Annotated in this window: 13 protein-coding genes; 3 read left to right on the top strand and 10 right to left on the bottom strand. The window is 36.5% G+C overall.

The window, feature by feature from the left end:
* Positions 1–8 precede the first annotated feature (8 nt).
* Both AO058_RS06910 and xylA read left to right on the top strand, forming a co-directional pair.
* Positions 9–1,502, top strand: a complete 1,494-nt coding sequence (locus AO058_RS06910) for a xylulokinase (protein ID WP_075325783.1) — start codon at positions 9–11, stop codon at positions 1,500–1,502.
* Between the two features lie 5 nt (positions 1,503–1,507).
* Positions 1,508–2,824 carry a xylose isomerase gene (xylA, locus tag AO058_RS06905; RefSeq protein WP_075325782.1) on the top strand — a complete coding sequence of 439 codons (1,317 nt, stop codon included), beginning with the start codon at positions 1,508–1,510 and terminating at the stop codon, positions 2,822–2,824.
* Positions 2,825–2,965: 141 nt separating this feature from the next.
* On the opposite strand, the gene AO058_RS06900 is transcribed toward xylA, so the two are convergent.
* The 6 genes from AO058_RS06900 to AO058_RS06875 form a co-directional block, all read right to left on the bottom strand.
* Positions 2,966–3,142 carry a histone H1 gene (locus tag AO058_RS06900; protein ID WP_075325781.1) on the bottom strand — a complete coding sequence of 59 codons (177 nt, stop codon included), beginning with the start codon at positions 3,140–3,142 and terminating at the stop codon, positions 2,966–2,968.
* 287 nt (positions 3,143–3,429) lie between these two features.
* The gene (locus tag AO058_RS06895; protein WP_075327897.1) at positions 3,430–4,107 is read right to left on the bottom strand and encodes a type 1 glutamine amidotransferase domain-containing protein; all 678 of its coding nucleotides are present in this window, start codon (positions 4,105–4,107) and stop codon (positions 3,430–3,432) included.
* A 42-nt stretch (positions 4,108–4,149) separates the two neighbouring features.
* Positions 4,150–4,782, bottom strand: coding sequence for an SDR family oxidoreductase (locus tag AO058_RS06890; protein WP_075325780.1), 633 nt, complete (start codon positions 4,780–4,782; stop codon positions 4,150–4,152).
* Positions 4,783–4,827: 45 nt separating this feature from the next.
* On the bottom strand, positions 4,828–5,811 hold the full coding sequence (locus tag AO058_RS06885) for an NADP-dependent oxidoreductase (RefSeq protein WP_075325779.1): 984 nt from the start codon (positions 5,809–5,811) through the stop codon (positions 4,828–4,830).
* Positions 5,812–5,950: 139 nt separating this feature from the next.
* Positions 5,951–6,406 carry a MarR family winged helix-turn-helix transcriptional regulator gene (locus AO058_RS06880; protein WP_075325778.1) on the bottom strand — a complete coding sequence of 152 codons (456 nt, stop codon included), beginning with the start codon at positions 6,404–6,406 and terminating at the stop codon, positions 5,951–5,953.
* A gap of 1 nt (position 6,407) precedes the next feature.
* Positions 6,408–6,836 (bottom strand): DoxX family protein, encoded by a 429-nt coding sequence (locus AO058_RS06875; protein ID WP_075325777.1) that lies wholly within the window; start codon positions 6,834–6,836, stop codon positions 6,408–6,410.
* 588 nt (positions 6,837–7,424) lie between these two features.
* On the opposite strand from AO058_RS06875, the gene AO058_RS06870 reads away from it, so the two are divergent.
* A complete protein-coding gene (locus AO058_RS06870; protein WP_075327896.1) occupies positions 7,425–8,756 on the top strand; it encodes a tyrosine-type recombinase/integrase in 1,332 nt (443 codons plus the stop codon).
* A gap of 125 nt (positions 8,757–8,881) precedes the next feature.
* On the opposite strand, the gene AO058_RS06865 is transcribed toward AO058_RS06870, so the two are convergent.
* The 4 genes from AO058_RS06865 to AO058_RS06850 form a co-directional block, all read right to left on the bottom strand.
* The gene (locus AO058_RS06865) at positions 8,882–9,931 is read right to left on the bottom strand and encodes a ferredoxin--NADP reductase (protein ID WP_075325776.1); all 1,050 of its coding nucleotides are present in this window, start codon (positions 9,929–9,931) and stop codon (positions 8,882–8,884) included.
* Between the two features lie 149 nt (positions 9,932–10,080).
* On the bottom strand, positions 10,081–10,815 hold the full coding sequence (locus tag AO058_RS06860; protein WP_075325775.1) for a PepSY domain-containing protein: 735 nt from the start codon (positions 10,813–10,815) through the stop codon (positions 10,081–10,083).
* Between the two features lie 63 nt (positions 10,816–10,878).
* Positions 10,879–12,327, bottom strand: a complete 1,449-nt coding sequence (locus AO058_RS06855; RefSeq protein ID WP_075325774.1) for a RagB/SusD family nutrient uptake outer membrane protein — start codon at positions 12,325–12,327, stop codon at positions 10,879–10,881.
* A 19-nt stretch (positions 12,328–12,346) separates the two neighbouring features.
* Entirely contained in the window at positions 12,347–15,427 is a 3,081-nt protein-coding gene (locus AO058_RS06850) for a SusC/RagA family TonB-linked outer membrane protein (protein WP_083634137.1), read from the bottom strand.
* Positions 15,428–15,429 lie beyond the last annotated feature (2 nt).

Below are 15,429 nucleotides of genomic sequence, written 5' to 3'. Positions count from 1 at the left end.
ATTAACGTATGTATTTTTTAGGAATAGATTTAGGAAGTTCTTCAATCAAATTATCGGTACTCGATGCTGAAAAAGGAACAACTATAGCCTCGGCTAAAGTTCCCGAATTTGAAATGGAGATCGCCGCCCCACAATTTGGCTGGGCCGAACAAAATCCAGAAGATTGGTGGGAAAATGTAAAGAAAGGATTTAGCATTCTTAGAGATAAAAAAGGCGTAGACCTTAAAAAAATTAAAGGAATTGGTATCGCCTACCAAATGCATGGGCTCGTTTTAACCGATGATAAACTTAACCCGGTAAGACCTTCAATTATTTGGTGCGACAGTCGCGCCGTAGAAATAGGAGATGAAGCCTATAAAGCCATTGGTGAAGAAATTAGTAAAAACCAGATCCTGGGAAGCCCGGGGAACTTTACTGCATCTAAACTGAAGTGGGTAAAAGAAAATGAACCCGAAAACTTCAAAAAAGCTTCTATTATGATGTTGCCGGGAGATTATATCGCGGCAAAACTTTCTGAAACTCCTCAAATAAGTACTTCAGGTTTATCTGAAGCCGCTTTATGGGATTTCTCTAAAGGAAAATTAGCCACTGAAGTTTTGGATAAAATGGGACTTTCAGAAGATTTTATCCCTGAAATTGTTCCGAGTTTTGGAGATCAGGCCACGGTAAGTTCAGCTATTGCAAATGAACTTGGACTTGATCCCGACACAAAAATCAATTACAGGGCCGGTGATCAACCCAACAATGCATTTTCGCTTAACGCTTTAAAGCCGGGAGACATTGCTACAACCGCAGGAACTTCGGCAGTAATGTACGCCGTGAGTGCCGAAAACACGTTTGATCCAGAAAGCCGGGTGAATACATTTTTACACGTAAATAATACCGAAAAGGCTAAACACAACGGAGTTCTTTTATGCATCAACGGTTCAGGAATTCTTTACCAATGGTTGCGTAAAATAATTTCAGTGGGCAGGGAAGAACTTATTCCCTATGAAAAATTAAACGAAGAAGCTGCCAAAGTAGAACCAGGAAGTAAAGGTCTTCGCTTCTACCCTTTTGGAAATGGCGTAGAACGAATTTTTAGCAATAAAGAAGTAAATTCTGGCATAGAGAATCTTAATTATAACATCCACCAACCGGCTCATCTTATAAGATCTGCTTGTGAAGGAATTGTTTTTGCTATGAACTACGGTTTTGAGGTAATGCAATCTATAGGTGTGGAAGGAAAAGTGGTAAGAGCCGGGAAAGACAATCTTTTTTTAAGTCCGGTTTTTAGAGAAATTTTTGTCAATACCACCCAAACTACTTTAGAACTTTATAATACATCTGGTGCAGAAGGTGCTGCCCGTGGTGCCGCGGTAGGTTATGGTTTTTACAAAGAGTTTGACGATGCATTTACAAGTTTAAAATGCCTGGAAAGAATGGAGCCTGATCCTAAATTAAGTAAGCAGTACCAAAAGATTTACCAGGAATGGAAACAGAATATTAAAATTAAAGAATAATAATTATGAGTAACAACAAATTTTTTAAAGGAATAGATAAAATTCAATTTGAAGGCAGGGATAGTAAAAACCCTTTAGCCTATAAATGGTATGACGAAAATAAAACAGTAGCCGGAAAAACGCTAAAAGAGCATTTAAGGTTTGCGGTGGCTTACTGGCATACCTTCAACAATAAAGGTGGAGATCCTTTTGGAGCTGAAACTGAAACTTTTGAATGGGACAAAAAGGAAAATGTAATAGATCGTGCCAAAGATAAAATGGATGCGGCTTTTGAATTCATTGAAAAACTTGGAATTCCTTATTACTGTTTTCACGATATAGATGTAGTAGACGATTGTTCTTCGCTTTCTGAATTTGAAAAGCGTATGGAAACTATGGTAGACTATGCTAAACAAAAGCAACAGGAAACCGGGATTAAACTACTTTGGGGAACTTCCAACCTGTTTAGCGATCCTCGCTATATGAATGGAGCTTCTACTAACCCAGATTTTAATGTAGTTGCTCGTGCAAGCGCTCAGGCAAAAATAGCAATAGATGCTACCATTGCCTTAAATGGTGAGAATTATGTATTCTGGGGAGGCCGTGAAGGTTATATGAGCCTCTTAAATACCGATATGAAGCGTGAGCAGGATCACTTAGCACAATTTCTTACTACCTGTCGTGATTATGCCCGCAAACAAGGTTTTAAAGGAAATTTCCTTATAGAACCAAAACCAATGGAGCCTACAAAACACCAGTACGATTATGATACCGCTACTTCTATAGGGTTTTTGAAGAATTACGGACTGGAAAAAGATTTCAAAATAAACATTGAAGTAAACCACGCTACCCTTGCAGGCCACACTTTTCAGCACGAATTACAAACCGCAGTAGACGCCGGGATGTTAGGAAGTATTGATGCCAACCGTGGAGATTACCAAAATGGATGGGATACCGATCAATTTCCAATTGATGTATATGAAATTACCGAAGCTATGTTAGTAATCCTTGAAGGAGGAGGAATTCAGGGTGGAGGAATCAATTTTGATGCGAAAGTAAGAAGAAATTCTACCGATCTTGAAGATAAATTTATAGCGCATATTGCCGGTATGGATGCTTTTGCACGCGGACTTATCGCTGCAGATAACGTATTACGAAACACCGATTATAAAAAGCTTAGAAAAGAGCGTTATGCATCTTTTGATAGCGGTAACGGAAGCAAATTTGAAAATGGAGATCTTTCTCTTGAAGAAATTAGCAAAATAGCTAAAGAGCTTGGCGAACCAAAACAAATAAGCGGCAAGCAAGAATTATACGAGCAAATTATTGCCAATTCTTATTAGGAATTCGGCTTAATTAACTTTATAATAAATCCTCTGAAACTTGTTTTCAGGGGATTTTTTTTGATTAAGGAGTTTATGGAATCACTCGTTTAAAGAATCTTTTTAAATCAAAAAAACCTCCTTTTCAGGAGGTTTTTTGTTTTACTTTTTTGATTCTGCAACGGAAACTTTTCGGAATTCTTTTAAAAGTTTTTCCAGTTCTAGAGAAGATTTTCTCGCTCTGGTACCGGCGCTTTTATTGCCAGACTCCAACTGCGCATTAGCTTCTGTTTGGAAATTTTCAAATGTAGATTGAATGTTTTCAACAAGTTCTTTCATGATAGTAGTTTTAAAATTTAAAACGCTAAAATAGCAGAATATTCCCCGGAGACCTCAATTTTAGGATATTTTTGCTGAAAATTTTTAAAGAAAATCACCTATAATCTTAAAGCAGGTCCCCTCACCAATATTTAATCTTCTATAACCCATTTTTTATCAAATAATTAGCCTACGAAAAGAATGTTTTAAAATATTGGGATAGATTTAGAAGGTTATATCAAATTAAAAGTTTCAAAAAAAAACCTGCAATTTTTAAGATTGCAGGTTTCAAAGTAAGGGCGCTTAATTTACTGAAGCATCTCATACAACTTTTCAGCTGCTTTACTGGAAGATGCAGGATTTTGCCCGGTAATTAAATTCCCGTCCTTGAGGACATGAACTTCCCAGTCTCCAGACTTCGAATAAATTCCCCCATTTTCTTTCAGCATATCTTCTACTAGAAATGGAACTACCTCGGTTAACTGCACCGCTTCTTCTTCAGTATTTGTGAAACCGGTTACTTTTTTCCCTTTCACTAAAGGTTCCCCGTTTTCATTTTTTACGTTTTTAAGAGCTGCAGGTGCATGACATACTAAACCTATTGGTTTTTTCTGCTTATTAAAGGCTTCTATTAAAGCAATAGAAGTTTTATCTTCTGCAAGATCCCATAACGGGCCGTGACCCCCAGGATAGAATACCGCGTCAAATTCTTCCGCTTTAATTGTATCTAATTTTTTAGTATTCTCAATCACTTTTTGAGTTTCAGCATCTTTATAAAACCGCTTTGTATCTTCGGTTTGAGCATCTTCACTTTCACTGTTGGGATCTATTGGCGCTTTCCCTCCTTTTGGTGTAGCTACCGTAACATCCACTCCTTTATCTATTAAGTTGTAATAAGGTGCTGCGAATTCTTCAATCCAAAATCCTGTTTTTTGTCCTGTGTCTCCCAATCTGTCGTGAGAGGTTAATACAAATAGTACTTTCATATCTTTTATTTTTTCTTTATTCATTTAAATATTTGAAACTTCTTAACTACGCACTGCTTTCTCAATTGGAGTTCTTCCATCCAGAATTTCAAAAACCTGGTTATGCTTAACGTCGCTGTCCAGAACTTCAACAAGAGTGCGAGCAACGTTAGCCCGGGAAATACTCTCCTGTTCTTCTAATTTTTCTTTTAATTGAATTTTTCCTGAACCTTCTTCGTTAGTGAGAGCACCCGGTCTTACAATGGTATAATCCAAACCACTTTTACGCAAGTACTCGTCAGCATTTCCTTTTGCTTTTAGGTAGTCTTCCAAATCTTCACTAATACTGGGATTGTCTGCTCCCATAGAGCTAAGCATTACAAATTTTTCAACTCCTGCACGCTTAGCCGCATCTGTAAATTTTTTTGCTCCTTCCTGATCAACTCCTTCTACATTTTTTCCTTTAGAGCCGGCTGCAAAAATTGCTTTATCCACATTTTTAAAAGCATTGCTCAAATCTCCTTCTAAATCGGCCAGCACAGCAGCTACATTTTCTTTTTCAAAATGCTCTTTTTGCTCCTGCTTTCTCACCATCGCAATAGGTTGGTATTCACCTGATTTCTTTAATAAATCGATAATGATTCTTCCCGTGCTGCCGTTTGCACCGGCAACTAATACATTTTTCTTTTTACTCATAATCTTTTTCTTTTTTATTTATAATCTTAATTAATTTTAAGCAGCTTAGGATAAGCTAATAATTACTTTTCCTTCTGCTCTTCCCGTCGCCAGGTATTCATAGGCATCAATTCCATCCTCGAATTCATAAATAAGGTCTACTGTTGGCTTGATATTTCCCTCTTCTACCATTGTTTTGATTTCCTTCAACTGGGCAGCATTAGGCTGCATCCAGGTATGCTTATAGGCTATCGATTTTTCCTCAATAAGATTGGATAATTGTTCCGGTAATTTATAATCTGGTATCCCCATAATTTTGGCCGATTCTTCGTCTGGTGGACCTACGATTGAAGTTACAACTCCGCCTTTTTTAATTATTTTGAAGGCATCAAACGTATAATCATCTCCCAAAGTGTCAAAAACTATATCCAGGTTATTCGCAACTTCTTTGTAATCTTCTTCTTTATAATCTATCACCCGGTCGGCTCCAAGGGCTTTCACCCAATCTACATTTTTGCTACTGGTGGTGGTATAAACAATAGCTCCCTTTGCTTTGGCGTACTGAATGGCAAAACTCCCCACCCCACCGGAGCCGGCGTGAATAAGAATCCTGTCGTCTTCTTTTAGCCCTGCTTTTTCTAAAGCCTGGATTGCGGTGAGCCCTGTTAACGGTAATCCAGAAGCTTCTTCAAAAGATATATTTTCTGGCTTTTTAGCAACTTTATCAGCATTAATTGTAACAAATTCTGCTATGGTACCCATTTGTTCTTGTGGCACCCTGGCGTAAATTTCATCTCCGACCTCAAAACCAGTAACATCATTGCCTTTTTCCACAACCACGCCGCTAACATCAAAGCCAATGGTTACCGGTAGATTCAAATCAAGCAGTTCTTTTAAATGACCTTGTGCCATTTTATAATCAATAGGATTTAATGAAGCAGCTTTGACTTCAACTAAAATATCATTTGATTGTATCGTTGGTTTTTCGATCTCATTAATCGATAAACTTTCTTTAATTTCTCCGTATTTTACTATCTGTAGTGCTTTCATATCTATTGTTTTTTATTCGATAATCGAGAGTTAGGTGTTTCAATATTTGCTTCGATTGAAAAAATAGATTTTCGAAACAAAATTCGAATACTCTCGTTATTCTCGATGTTAAAAATTTATTTATCAGTAAGTTACTATATTATTTATCATTTTGCCTGTCTAAAAGAATATCAGACCATTTATTCAGGGTATCCTTTAGAAGCATTATTTCTGTTAGGGTTACATCTTCCGTCAGTAAAGTATTTAGAAGTTTCTCTGGAATTGGAATCGCAGTATTTTTTAGCTTTTTTCCTTTTTCCGTAAGCTGAATAAATACACTTCTTTCATCTTTATTAGAGCGTTTGCGCTGCAGCAAATCCATTTTCTCCATCCGTTTAATAAGCGGGGAAAGGGTATTGGTGTTTAGCAATAATTTTTCTCCAATTTTATTCATCGCTATATTATCGTTTTCCCACAATACCAATAAAACCAAATACTGAGGATAAGTTAAACCCATTTCTTCCAGGAAGGGCTTATAAGCTTTCGTTATTAGTCTGGAAACCGAATAAATAGGAAAACAGATCTGGTTGTTCAATTTAAGTTGCTGATTGTCCATACTATTTATTTTTTGAGTTTCTCCAGGCTCTCCACGCGCCAGATGACCAGAGTGCCCAGGCTATGAGCACCGGTTGAAAGAAAAGCCGTATTAATCTTGCCCTATCTGAATCTAAAGCGCCAAAAGCATCTTTTCCGTCTAAATACTGCGCAACGTTACCCGGAAAAACAAGAACAAAGAAAATCGCTAATGCCCAACCAATGGTAGCACGTTGCTTTTTCCAAAATAATAGAGCGAGGCCTAATGCCATCTCAACTAATCCAGATAAAATAACTACTAAATCTTTGCTTAACGGAAGCCAATCTGGCACCTGAACCTGGAATTCTATTCTATTAAAGGTTAAGTGGCTAAAGCCTGCATACGTCATAAACAAGGCTAGTAAGATTCTAAAAATGTTTTGCGTTAGTGTTGTTTCAACGTTTCCTTTCATTCCTTATATTTTAATCGCACAAAATTAAATCGCGCACGATGCAAATGTAAAGAATTAGGTAAAAATAGAGGCCATGATTAGCATAGTATTAACTTCTTGCCATTAGAGTTAGCTAAACCCTAAGATAAATTCACAATAATACAGGAAGGAAATTTGAAAGGTTTTAAGCCTTAAAACCTAATAGGGTTTATTTCGAATTAAGAGAGAGCAGAATCTTAGTAATTTTAAAATCAAAGAATCTACAGAAACTGCATATCGCTTTAAATCATTTGATTTGAAGGATGGTAGAGCAAATTTGAAGGAAAAAATCACTCTGCGTTAGGTGTAAAAAGAAAGGCTTCACATTTCTGTGAAGCCTTGTCTTTGCTTAGTAGCGGGAACTGGACTCGAACCAGTGACCTTCGGGTTATGAGCTTGAATTAGAAGAACAGTAAAATCCACCAAACACGCACAAACACTATGTTTTACAGACACTTACATTTTTACTAATATCAAAAAATAGCGGGTAAAATGGAATTATTCTGTACCTATTCTGTACCCTTTTTTGAAAAATAACCTTATATTTAAAGAATTAAAAATAAGATGGTTATGGCAAATATTCAGGTAGTCTTACGCCCCAACAAAATGAAGAAAAATGGCACCATTCCTCTAGCCTTAAGAATAAGTGAAAATTACAAGACCAATTATCATTTTTTGGGCCTTTCAATTTTAGAGAAAGATTGGGATGAAACTTCGAAAAAAGTAAAAAAGACTCATCCAAACCACAAAAAGCTAAACTATTTTCTCAACAAGAAGATTACCGAAGCACAAGATTTATATTTTCATTCAGAAGATGATTTAACACCCCGCCAGATTAAAAACAAACTCAAAGGGCCGGGAGGTTCTCAATCTTTCTTTGCAGTAGCGGCTGAACGTGTAAAGCAAAAATATGATAAAGGAACTTTTTCTGTTGCGAAATCTGAGCTGTCTATTCTCTATAACCTGGAAGAGTTTCTGAACCTCAAAACCAATCAAAAGAAAGAGGTGGTTATAAAATCAATAAAAGAGCGAAGACGAATTCGAGTGAGTAAGACCAGAAAAGGTGAATATTCTTTTGAAGATGCCATTACCTATTTTAAGAGAAATACCCGACTGGAGTTTCGGGAAATGAATGAATCATTTCTAAATAAGTACAAAGCCTTCTGCTCCACTTACCTGGGTCAAAAGACCCGTACCGTCACAAACCAACTAATTTTTATTAGAACCCTCTTTAATGTTGCTATAAAGGACGGGATTGTTTCTCAAAAGTATTATCCTTTCGGGGGTGAAAAAGAAAAAATCAGAATTGGCTCAGGAAATAAAATTGGACTGACTGCTGAGGAAGTTACCAAAATAGAAAATCTTGCAGTGGAAAGTCATTCTTCGATATGGCACACCAGGAATGTCTGGCTTGTTTCCTTCTACTTTGCAGGTATAAGAATTTCAGATGTTGTAGCCTTGAAGTGGACAGATATTAAAGATGGCCGCCTGTACTATGTAATGAATAAAAATGAAAAACCATTGAGCTTTAAAGTCCCGGACAAGGCCAATTCCATCTTTAACCTCTACCTGATGGATAAGAAAGAAAACAATGGCTATATTTTTCCATTTTTAAAAGATGCTGATCAACAGGATCCAAAAAGCGTATTTCTTAAAATGAGGAACGCTACCAAGGTTTTAAATAAATTCCTGAAACGAATAGCTGACGAGTGTGAAATAGACAAAAACCTCTCGAACCACATAGCCCGTCATACTTTTGGAAATATTGCCGGAGATAAAATACATCCGTTAATGTTACAAAAGCTTTACCGGCATAGTGATTTAAAAACCACACTAAATTACCAGGCCAACTTTATTCATAGAGATGCAGATGATGCACTGGATAATGTAATAAATTTTTAATCCAAGAGTACCTTTGTTTTTAACCAATTCAAAAAATCCAAAAAAATCATCTTCGGTTAAGTAAGAATTCAAAGGAGAGTTTAACTGTTATATAAACCTTTTCCTTTAACGCAGGATAAAATAATTTAAAGATCATCAAAATCTAACTTAAGAATAGGAGTAATGGGATGAGCCTGGCAGGTTAAAACAAAACCTTCTTCAATTTCTTCATCAGTGAGAATTTGATTTTTGCTCATTTCGGCTTTCCCCTCGGTTATTCTGGCCATACAACTGCTACAGTTTCCATTCTGGCAAGAATAAGGCACGTCTATGTCATCTTCTAAAGCTTCATCCAAAACTACTTCTTTTTTGTCCATGCTAAATTCAAAATCTTCCTGATTTATACGGATGCTGACCTGTGTTTTACCGTTTAAATCAGATTTTATTTCTTTTTTTCCAGCGGTAGTTACAAAAAGTTCAAAATGAATTTGTTCTTCTGGCACATCATTATCCTTAAGGACACTGGTAACAAGATTAATCATGGGTTCGGGGCCGCACAGATAAAAGGCATCGAAAAGATGATCTTTAAATTTATGTCTAATTACATAGTTTACTATTTCCTCTCCAATACGTCCATAATGAGCATTTTCCTCGCGTTTTCTACTATAAACGAATTCAATGAATAATCGATCGGGGTGCTTGGTTTCGAGTTCAAGCAATTCTTTAAAGAAGATAGTATCTTCTGGTGACTTATTTCCGTAAATAAGAATAAACTTGCTTTGGGGTTCGTTCTTTAACACGGTTTTTATAATTGATATAACAGGAGTAATCCCACTTCCTGCAACGAATGCTGCATAATTTTTGATTTGTTCTTCTGGTTTTAGAACAAATTTACCTTCTGGTGGATATACTTCAAGTATATCTCCAGAAACCAATTTATTATTCGCAATCTTCGAGAAACTTCCTCCTTCAACCTCTTTTACGGTTACCTTAAATTCATCAGAATCTGGAGCGGAGCACAAAGAATATGCTCTGCGTATTTCTATATTGTCAATTATAGTTTTTATAGTAATATATTGACCCGCATAAAATTGAAATTCATTTTGTAGGTTTTCTGGAATTTCAAAAGACAAACTTACTGCCTGTGGAGTCTCACGAATAATCTCTTTTATTTTAAACGATTGAAACTTGTTCATTTTCTAATTTTTACTTTAATACCTAAAAATCTTCTCAAAAGTTAAAAAAAGGCTGCCACAATTCTGGCAACCTTTTCGGGCCAATTCTTCTGAGTTAAAATAATCTTCCTACACTATTTTCTAAAAGGTTCAAATAAAGATTATTATCCTTAAATAGCATTAGATTTTTTCTTCTTCTTTTTCTTCTTTTTTGTTAATTTTCTAACCGTAGGAGAAGAAGTGTACCATAACAAGAAGCCACTAAATACAGTAATTAATCCAAGAAGAGAAAAGACTCTTAATATTGTGTTATTGAAATCATCCCTACCTTCGTAATCCATTGTATGGGTCATCCAAAGGAAATCAAACCAACGCCAATCCCGATGTCTTAACGTTCTAAATGTACCATCGGCCACTGAAACGTATGCTCTTATATTTTCAGGGGTTTTATAGGATATCACGTAGGCTGGCAAGGGTCCACTCCTGTATTCATGGTGATTGCCTGTTGAAGTTATTCTTTCTATTTCTGTGACCTCCAACCCATCTATCATATTCTGATTGGCGATGGATAGTGCTTCAGCTTCAGAAAGGGTTTTTTTGATTTCTCCTGTTTTTGCATTTCGTAATATGTTTTCGTTAATCCAATAATAAGGCTCCCCGGCAATATTTTTAAGTTCCATAGAATGGATTTCATTACTAGAATCAAATTCCGAAGGGCTTTTTAGATTAGAAAAATCAGTTTGAACCATTTCAGTTTTACGGAATTGATCGCCGTGTATCTCATCTATATCTGTCCAACTAAAGTACAAACCACTTACCGTCCACATAATAAACTGTATACCTATGAATAGACCAAGGTATCTATGTGCCTGCCTTATTTTTAAGGCTGTTTTTCTTTTTACCATATTTATTTAATAAAGAGGTGATTAATTACTGAGTTTGGTATTAAATTCCTTTTTTTTAAGTTTTTAGTAGCCTTCAGTTTGTTCCATTCCCGAGGCTTCAATTTCACTGGCAGGTATCGGGCAAATAGTTCGGTTATCAGTTGCCTGAATATCTAAATTAGATACATCTACCCCAGTATTTACGTGTTCATTGATAGATCGATTAATATCTTTACCTCTACGAATATAATCGTAAACACCATGCCCTTCTAAAGCAAGTTCCCTTCTTCTTTCTTCCGCAATCCTTTCTTTTAAAACCTCACCGGTTTCTTCAGCCCGATTAGCAGAGAAATTTGTAGTTCTTTTTTGAATAAGGGTATTTAGATAATTTAATGCCTCAGAATCACCTCCGCCAGCGCCATTGGCAGCAGCTTCTGCGGCAATTAAGTAAATTTCGGAAAGTCTTATAACTGGAATATTATGAGCACTTAGTCCTCCACCTTCACTACGGTTTACGTATTTAACGAATGCATTCTTACTACCTTCTTTATCTTCCTCAAGCAATGCGGCTCTTGGATCTCCTTCGTAAGCACTTAATAAGTTCACAAAAGTTTGGGTGGCTATAATATCTCCTTGTCCGCCGTCTTTTAGGTCAAATTGAGCACCTAATCCATTGCTACCAAGTGAATTCTGACTTGTTATACTTAATTCGAAGAGAGATTCTGAATTATAATCTTCAAAAGCATAACTATTCACGCTCATTAAACTACCTTCACCTCTCGTAGTAATTACTTCTTCAGCATATTTAAGGGCATTTTCCCAATCTTCTTTATATAGATATACTCGGGCTAATAGAGCTTTAACTCCCGTTTTAGTCAAATACTTAGTGCTTCCTTGCTCCCAGGTATTTTCTTCTAACAAATCTAATGCACTCTGCATATCCAGAATAATTTGATTATAAGTTTCCCCGAGTCTACTTCTCTCGGTAATAATTTCTTCCGAAGAAAGCTTTAAGGGCAGACCCTGTGAAGCCGCTCCTGCTTTTATCCAGGGATAAGCGAAAGATCTAGCCAGATCAAAATAAACCATTCCTCTTAGACCTAAAGCTTCACCCAAAATCTCCTGTTTTTCCGCATCATTACCTTCAGCAGTTTCTATATTATTAATGACCAGGTTTAGGTTATTTATAACCTTAAAAGACTGAATCCATAAATCTTCGCAGGTACCACTATTGTTACTGCTTTCTTCGTACTTATAAGCTATCAACTCGTAGTCTCTTGGATTATAGGTGGTTTCTACAAATCTAAAATCCGTACCTTTTACCGCTGCTCTTTTATACAAAACCCTTCCTAAATAAGTATTGCGGGATATTTCATTGTAAGTTCCGGTCAATAATTTATCAAGTTTTTTTACAGAATTAAGTACAAGGTTCTCCGAGATAACATGGTCTGGTCTTTGTTCGAGAACATCTTCGCTGCACCCTTGAAGAACAATTAATCCTACAATTAGAATGCTATTTATTATTTTTTTCATTTTAATGCTTTTTTAAGTTCTAAAATTGTAATTGAAGTCCTACCAATAAGGTTCTGGCTGTTGGCACCTGAAAGAAATTTACTCCATCAACCACAGCTTCGGGATCATACCCATCAAGTTCTGTTAGTAGGAATAAGTTATCCCCCTGTAAGTAAACAGAGCCTCCATCTATAGTGTTCCATAAGGATGGTAAATTATAAGTCAATTTGACATTCCTTAGTTTGAGGTAATCTGAATCATATAAATGTCTTGTAGAAACATCATTTGAAAATGTTGGGTTACCATTAATTCTAATCGGTACAGTAGCATCTGTGTTATTCGGGTTCCATGGGTTCAATTGCGCTACTGTATTGGTATATTGAGGGGCAAATCCGTCGTCATCACGTTTGAAAGCTGTACGATCATATACCTTACCTCCCAGACCGAAAGTGAATTGAAAATCGAATGTGAAGTTTTTATAATTTAACTGATTAAACAAACCTCCTTGAAAATCCTGTAAAGCATCTCCAAAAATTCCGTATCCGGCCTCTTGAGCATCTGTTGTTAACTCACCAGTCCGTCTTCCATCATCCAAAACATAATATTGTGCGTAACCAGTTGATGAATCTACCCCGGCATAATCTCTTAAGTAAAACGAATAGATGCTTTCATCTTCCTTAATTATTAATGGATCCTGGCCATATCTTGAACTATAGGTAGGAACTATATCGTTTTTTAGCTTAGTAATCTTATTATCAAGGATAGTTAAGTTAGCACTGCTGCTCCAGGAAAAATCTTCGTTCGAAATAAAATTATATCCAACTTCAAACTCCCATCCTTTATTGATCATCGATCCATAATTTTGCAATTGAGTCATAAAACCGGTGGTTAAGGAAACGGGAACATTCAGCAATAAATCTTCGGTTTTTTTATTGAAATAATTAACCGTTAGGTCCAAATTGCTAAATAGGTTAATATCTACACCAACATTAAAGTTTTTACTTAATTCCCAAGAAAGATCAGGGTTTTGAAGTTGCCCATAAGATAAACCAGATTCTCCCCCATATCCCTTACCATCTGTTGCGAAAAATGCTAGCGCGGCATAATACTGAGGGGGCAAGTTTCCATTAGTTCCATAACTTCCCCGAAACTTTAAATATTCCAAACCATCTATTTCTAGAAAATCTTCCTCGGTGGCTACCCAACCTCCAGAAACGGACCAGAATGTTCCCCAACGGGAATCTTTTCCAAACCTTGAAGACCCGTCCCGCCTAAAGCTTGATGCTAAATAATATTTTTGATCAAAATCGTATGAGATCTGCGAGAAATAAGACAGGAGGGAATAATTCTCTGCATATCCTGTATGGCTCCAAAGTGTACCAATACTGCTGGCTGATAATAATTCACTGTCTAAAACATCATAACCATAAACATTTATTGAACTCATATTGGAAACTTGTGATTCCTGTCCCAACAAAATATTAATGCCATGATCCCTAAAATTCTTATTGTAGTTTAATGTGTTTGTAGTAGTATACTGAAATACCTCACTCTTTACACGGTTAAGAACTCCATTCCAAATACCACCCCCAGCACCAAATTCTTTATTGTCATATAGAGTTTCATCAATTGCTTGTTGGTCTATACCAAAAGTGGTCTTAAAACTAAGAGCGTTTAAAATTTGAAATTCGGCAAAGGCGTCACCTCTCACCCTAAATTCTGTATTTTCATAATCCCCCACTTTCAAAACTCCTATTGGATTGGCGTTTTTTTCAATATCATTGGGAAGGTTTGCAAAACCTCCATAGCCTTCCGAATCATATATTGGTGCCGCCGGTGGAAGTACCCTGGCCATATATAAAGGATTCAAACCTCCTGCATATGAACCGTCAAAGTTTGCGGCGTCTCTTTCAGACTTTGCTACCGATAAATTGACTCCAAGTGTTAGCCAGTCTTTCGCTTGATTTTCAATATTTAACCTGCCAGAGTAGCGTTTTAAACCTGTTTCTATAATTGTACCTGTTTGCTCCAGGTAATTCCCCGAAATGTAAAAAGAAGTTTTTTCATTTCCTCCCCTAGCTGATAGATTGTATTTCTGAATAAAACCATTCTGATAAATAGCGTCAAGCCAATCAGAATTAGCATTATTTGTACCGTATATATCTGTATAATCGCTTATAGCTTGATTTTCATAAGAACTATATAGAGCATCATTGCCATATACTCTCATAAATTCGGCATTTTCACTATTTTGAATATATTGATTTACTTGACCTTCAATCCAAAGATCTTTAAATTGCTCGTTATTTATAAGATTCTCTTCTGTAAGGTTCTGACTATATCCAGTTTCGACGCCCAGCGTAATTTCTGTTTCTCCATTCTTACCCTTTTTTGTGGTAATAATAATAACACCGTTGGCAGCCCTAGAGCCGTAAAGCGAAGAGGCTGCGGCATCTTTTAACACAGTAATACTTTTAATATCTTCAGAGTTGATAGTGGACAATGGATTGTAACCAGTACTTCCCACCATATCGTCGCCGGCCCTTAAGTTGGAATTAGTATTAATTACTACTCCATCAAGCACATATAGGGGCTGAGTGTTACCGCTTATAGAACCAATACCCCGAATTTGAACGTTAGATTTCCCTCCCGGTTGTCCCGAGCTAGAAATATTAATACCGGAAACTTTTCCCTGAAGGGCAGTTTCAAAACTAGCAGTAGAAGTACGTGTAAGTGCTTCGGAATTCACGGTTTCCGCTGCCCCGGTAAAACTCCGCTTATCAGAAGATCCATAGGCAACCACCATTACTTCATCTAGAGCCTCCGAGCTCTTCTGCATTTTAACATCAATAACATCTTCAATACCAACTACTCGATTTACTACTTTCTTACCCATAAAACTAAAATTAAGTACATCACCTATATTAGCTTTGATGGAATATTGTCCATCAAAATCGGTTTGGGTTCCAGTACTCGTATTTTTTACAATCACGTTAACACCTGGCATGGGTATACCGTTTTCGTCCGTAACAATACCAGAAACTGATTTTTCTTGTGCCATGCTAGATTGCAAAATCAATACTAAGAATAGCTTCAAAATTAATTGTAATTTATTTTTCATGA

The sequence above is a fragment of the Salegentibacter sp. T436 genome, from assembly GCF_001932675.1.
Taxonomy (GTDB): Bacteria; Bacteroidota; Bacteroidia; order Flavobacteriales; family Flavobacteriaceae; genus Salegentibacter; species Salegentibacter agarivorans.
The sequence above is the reverse complement of the archived record's forward strand: the minus strand, read 5'-3'. Positions and strand labels throughout refer to the sequence as shown.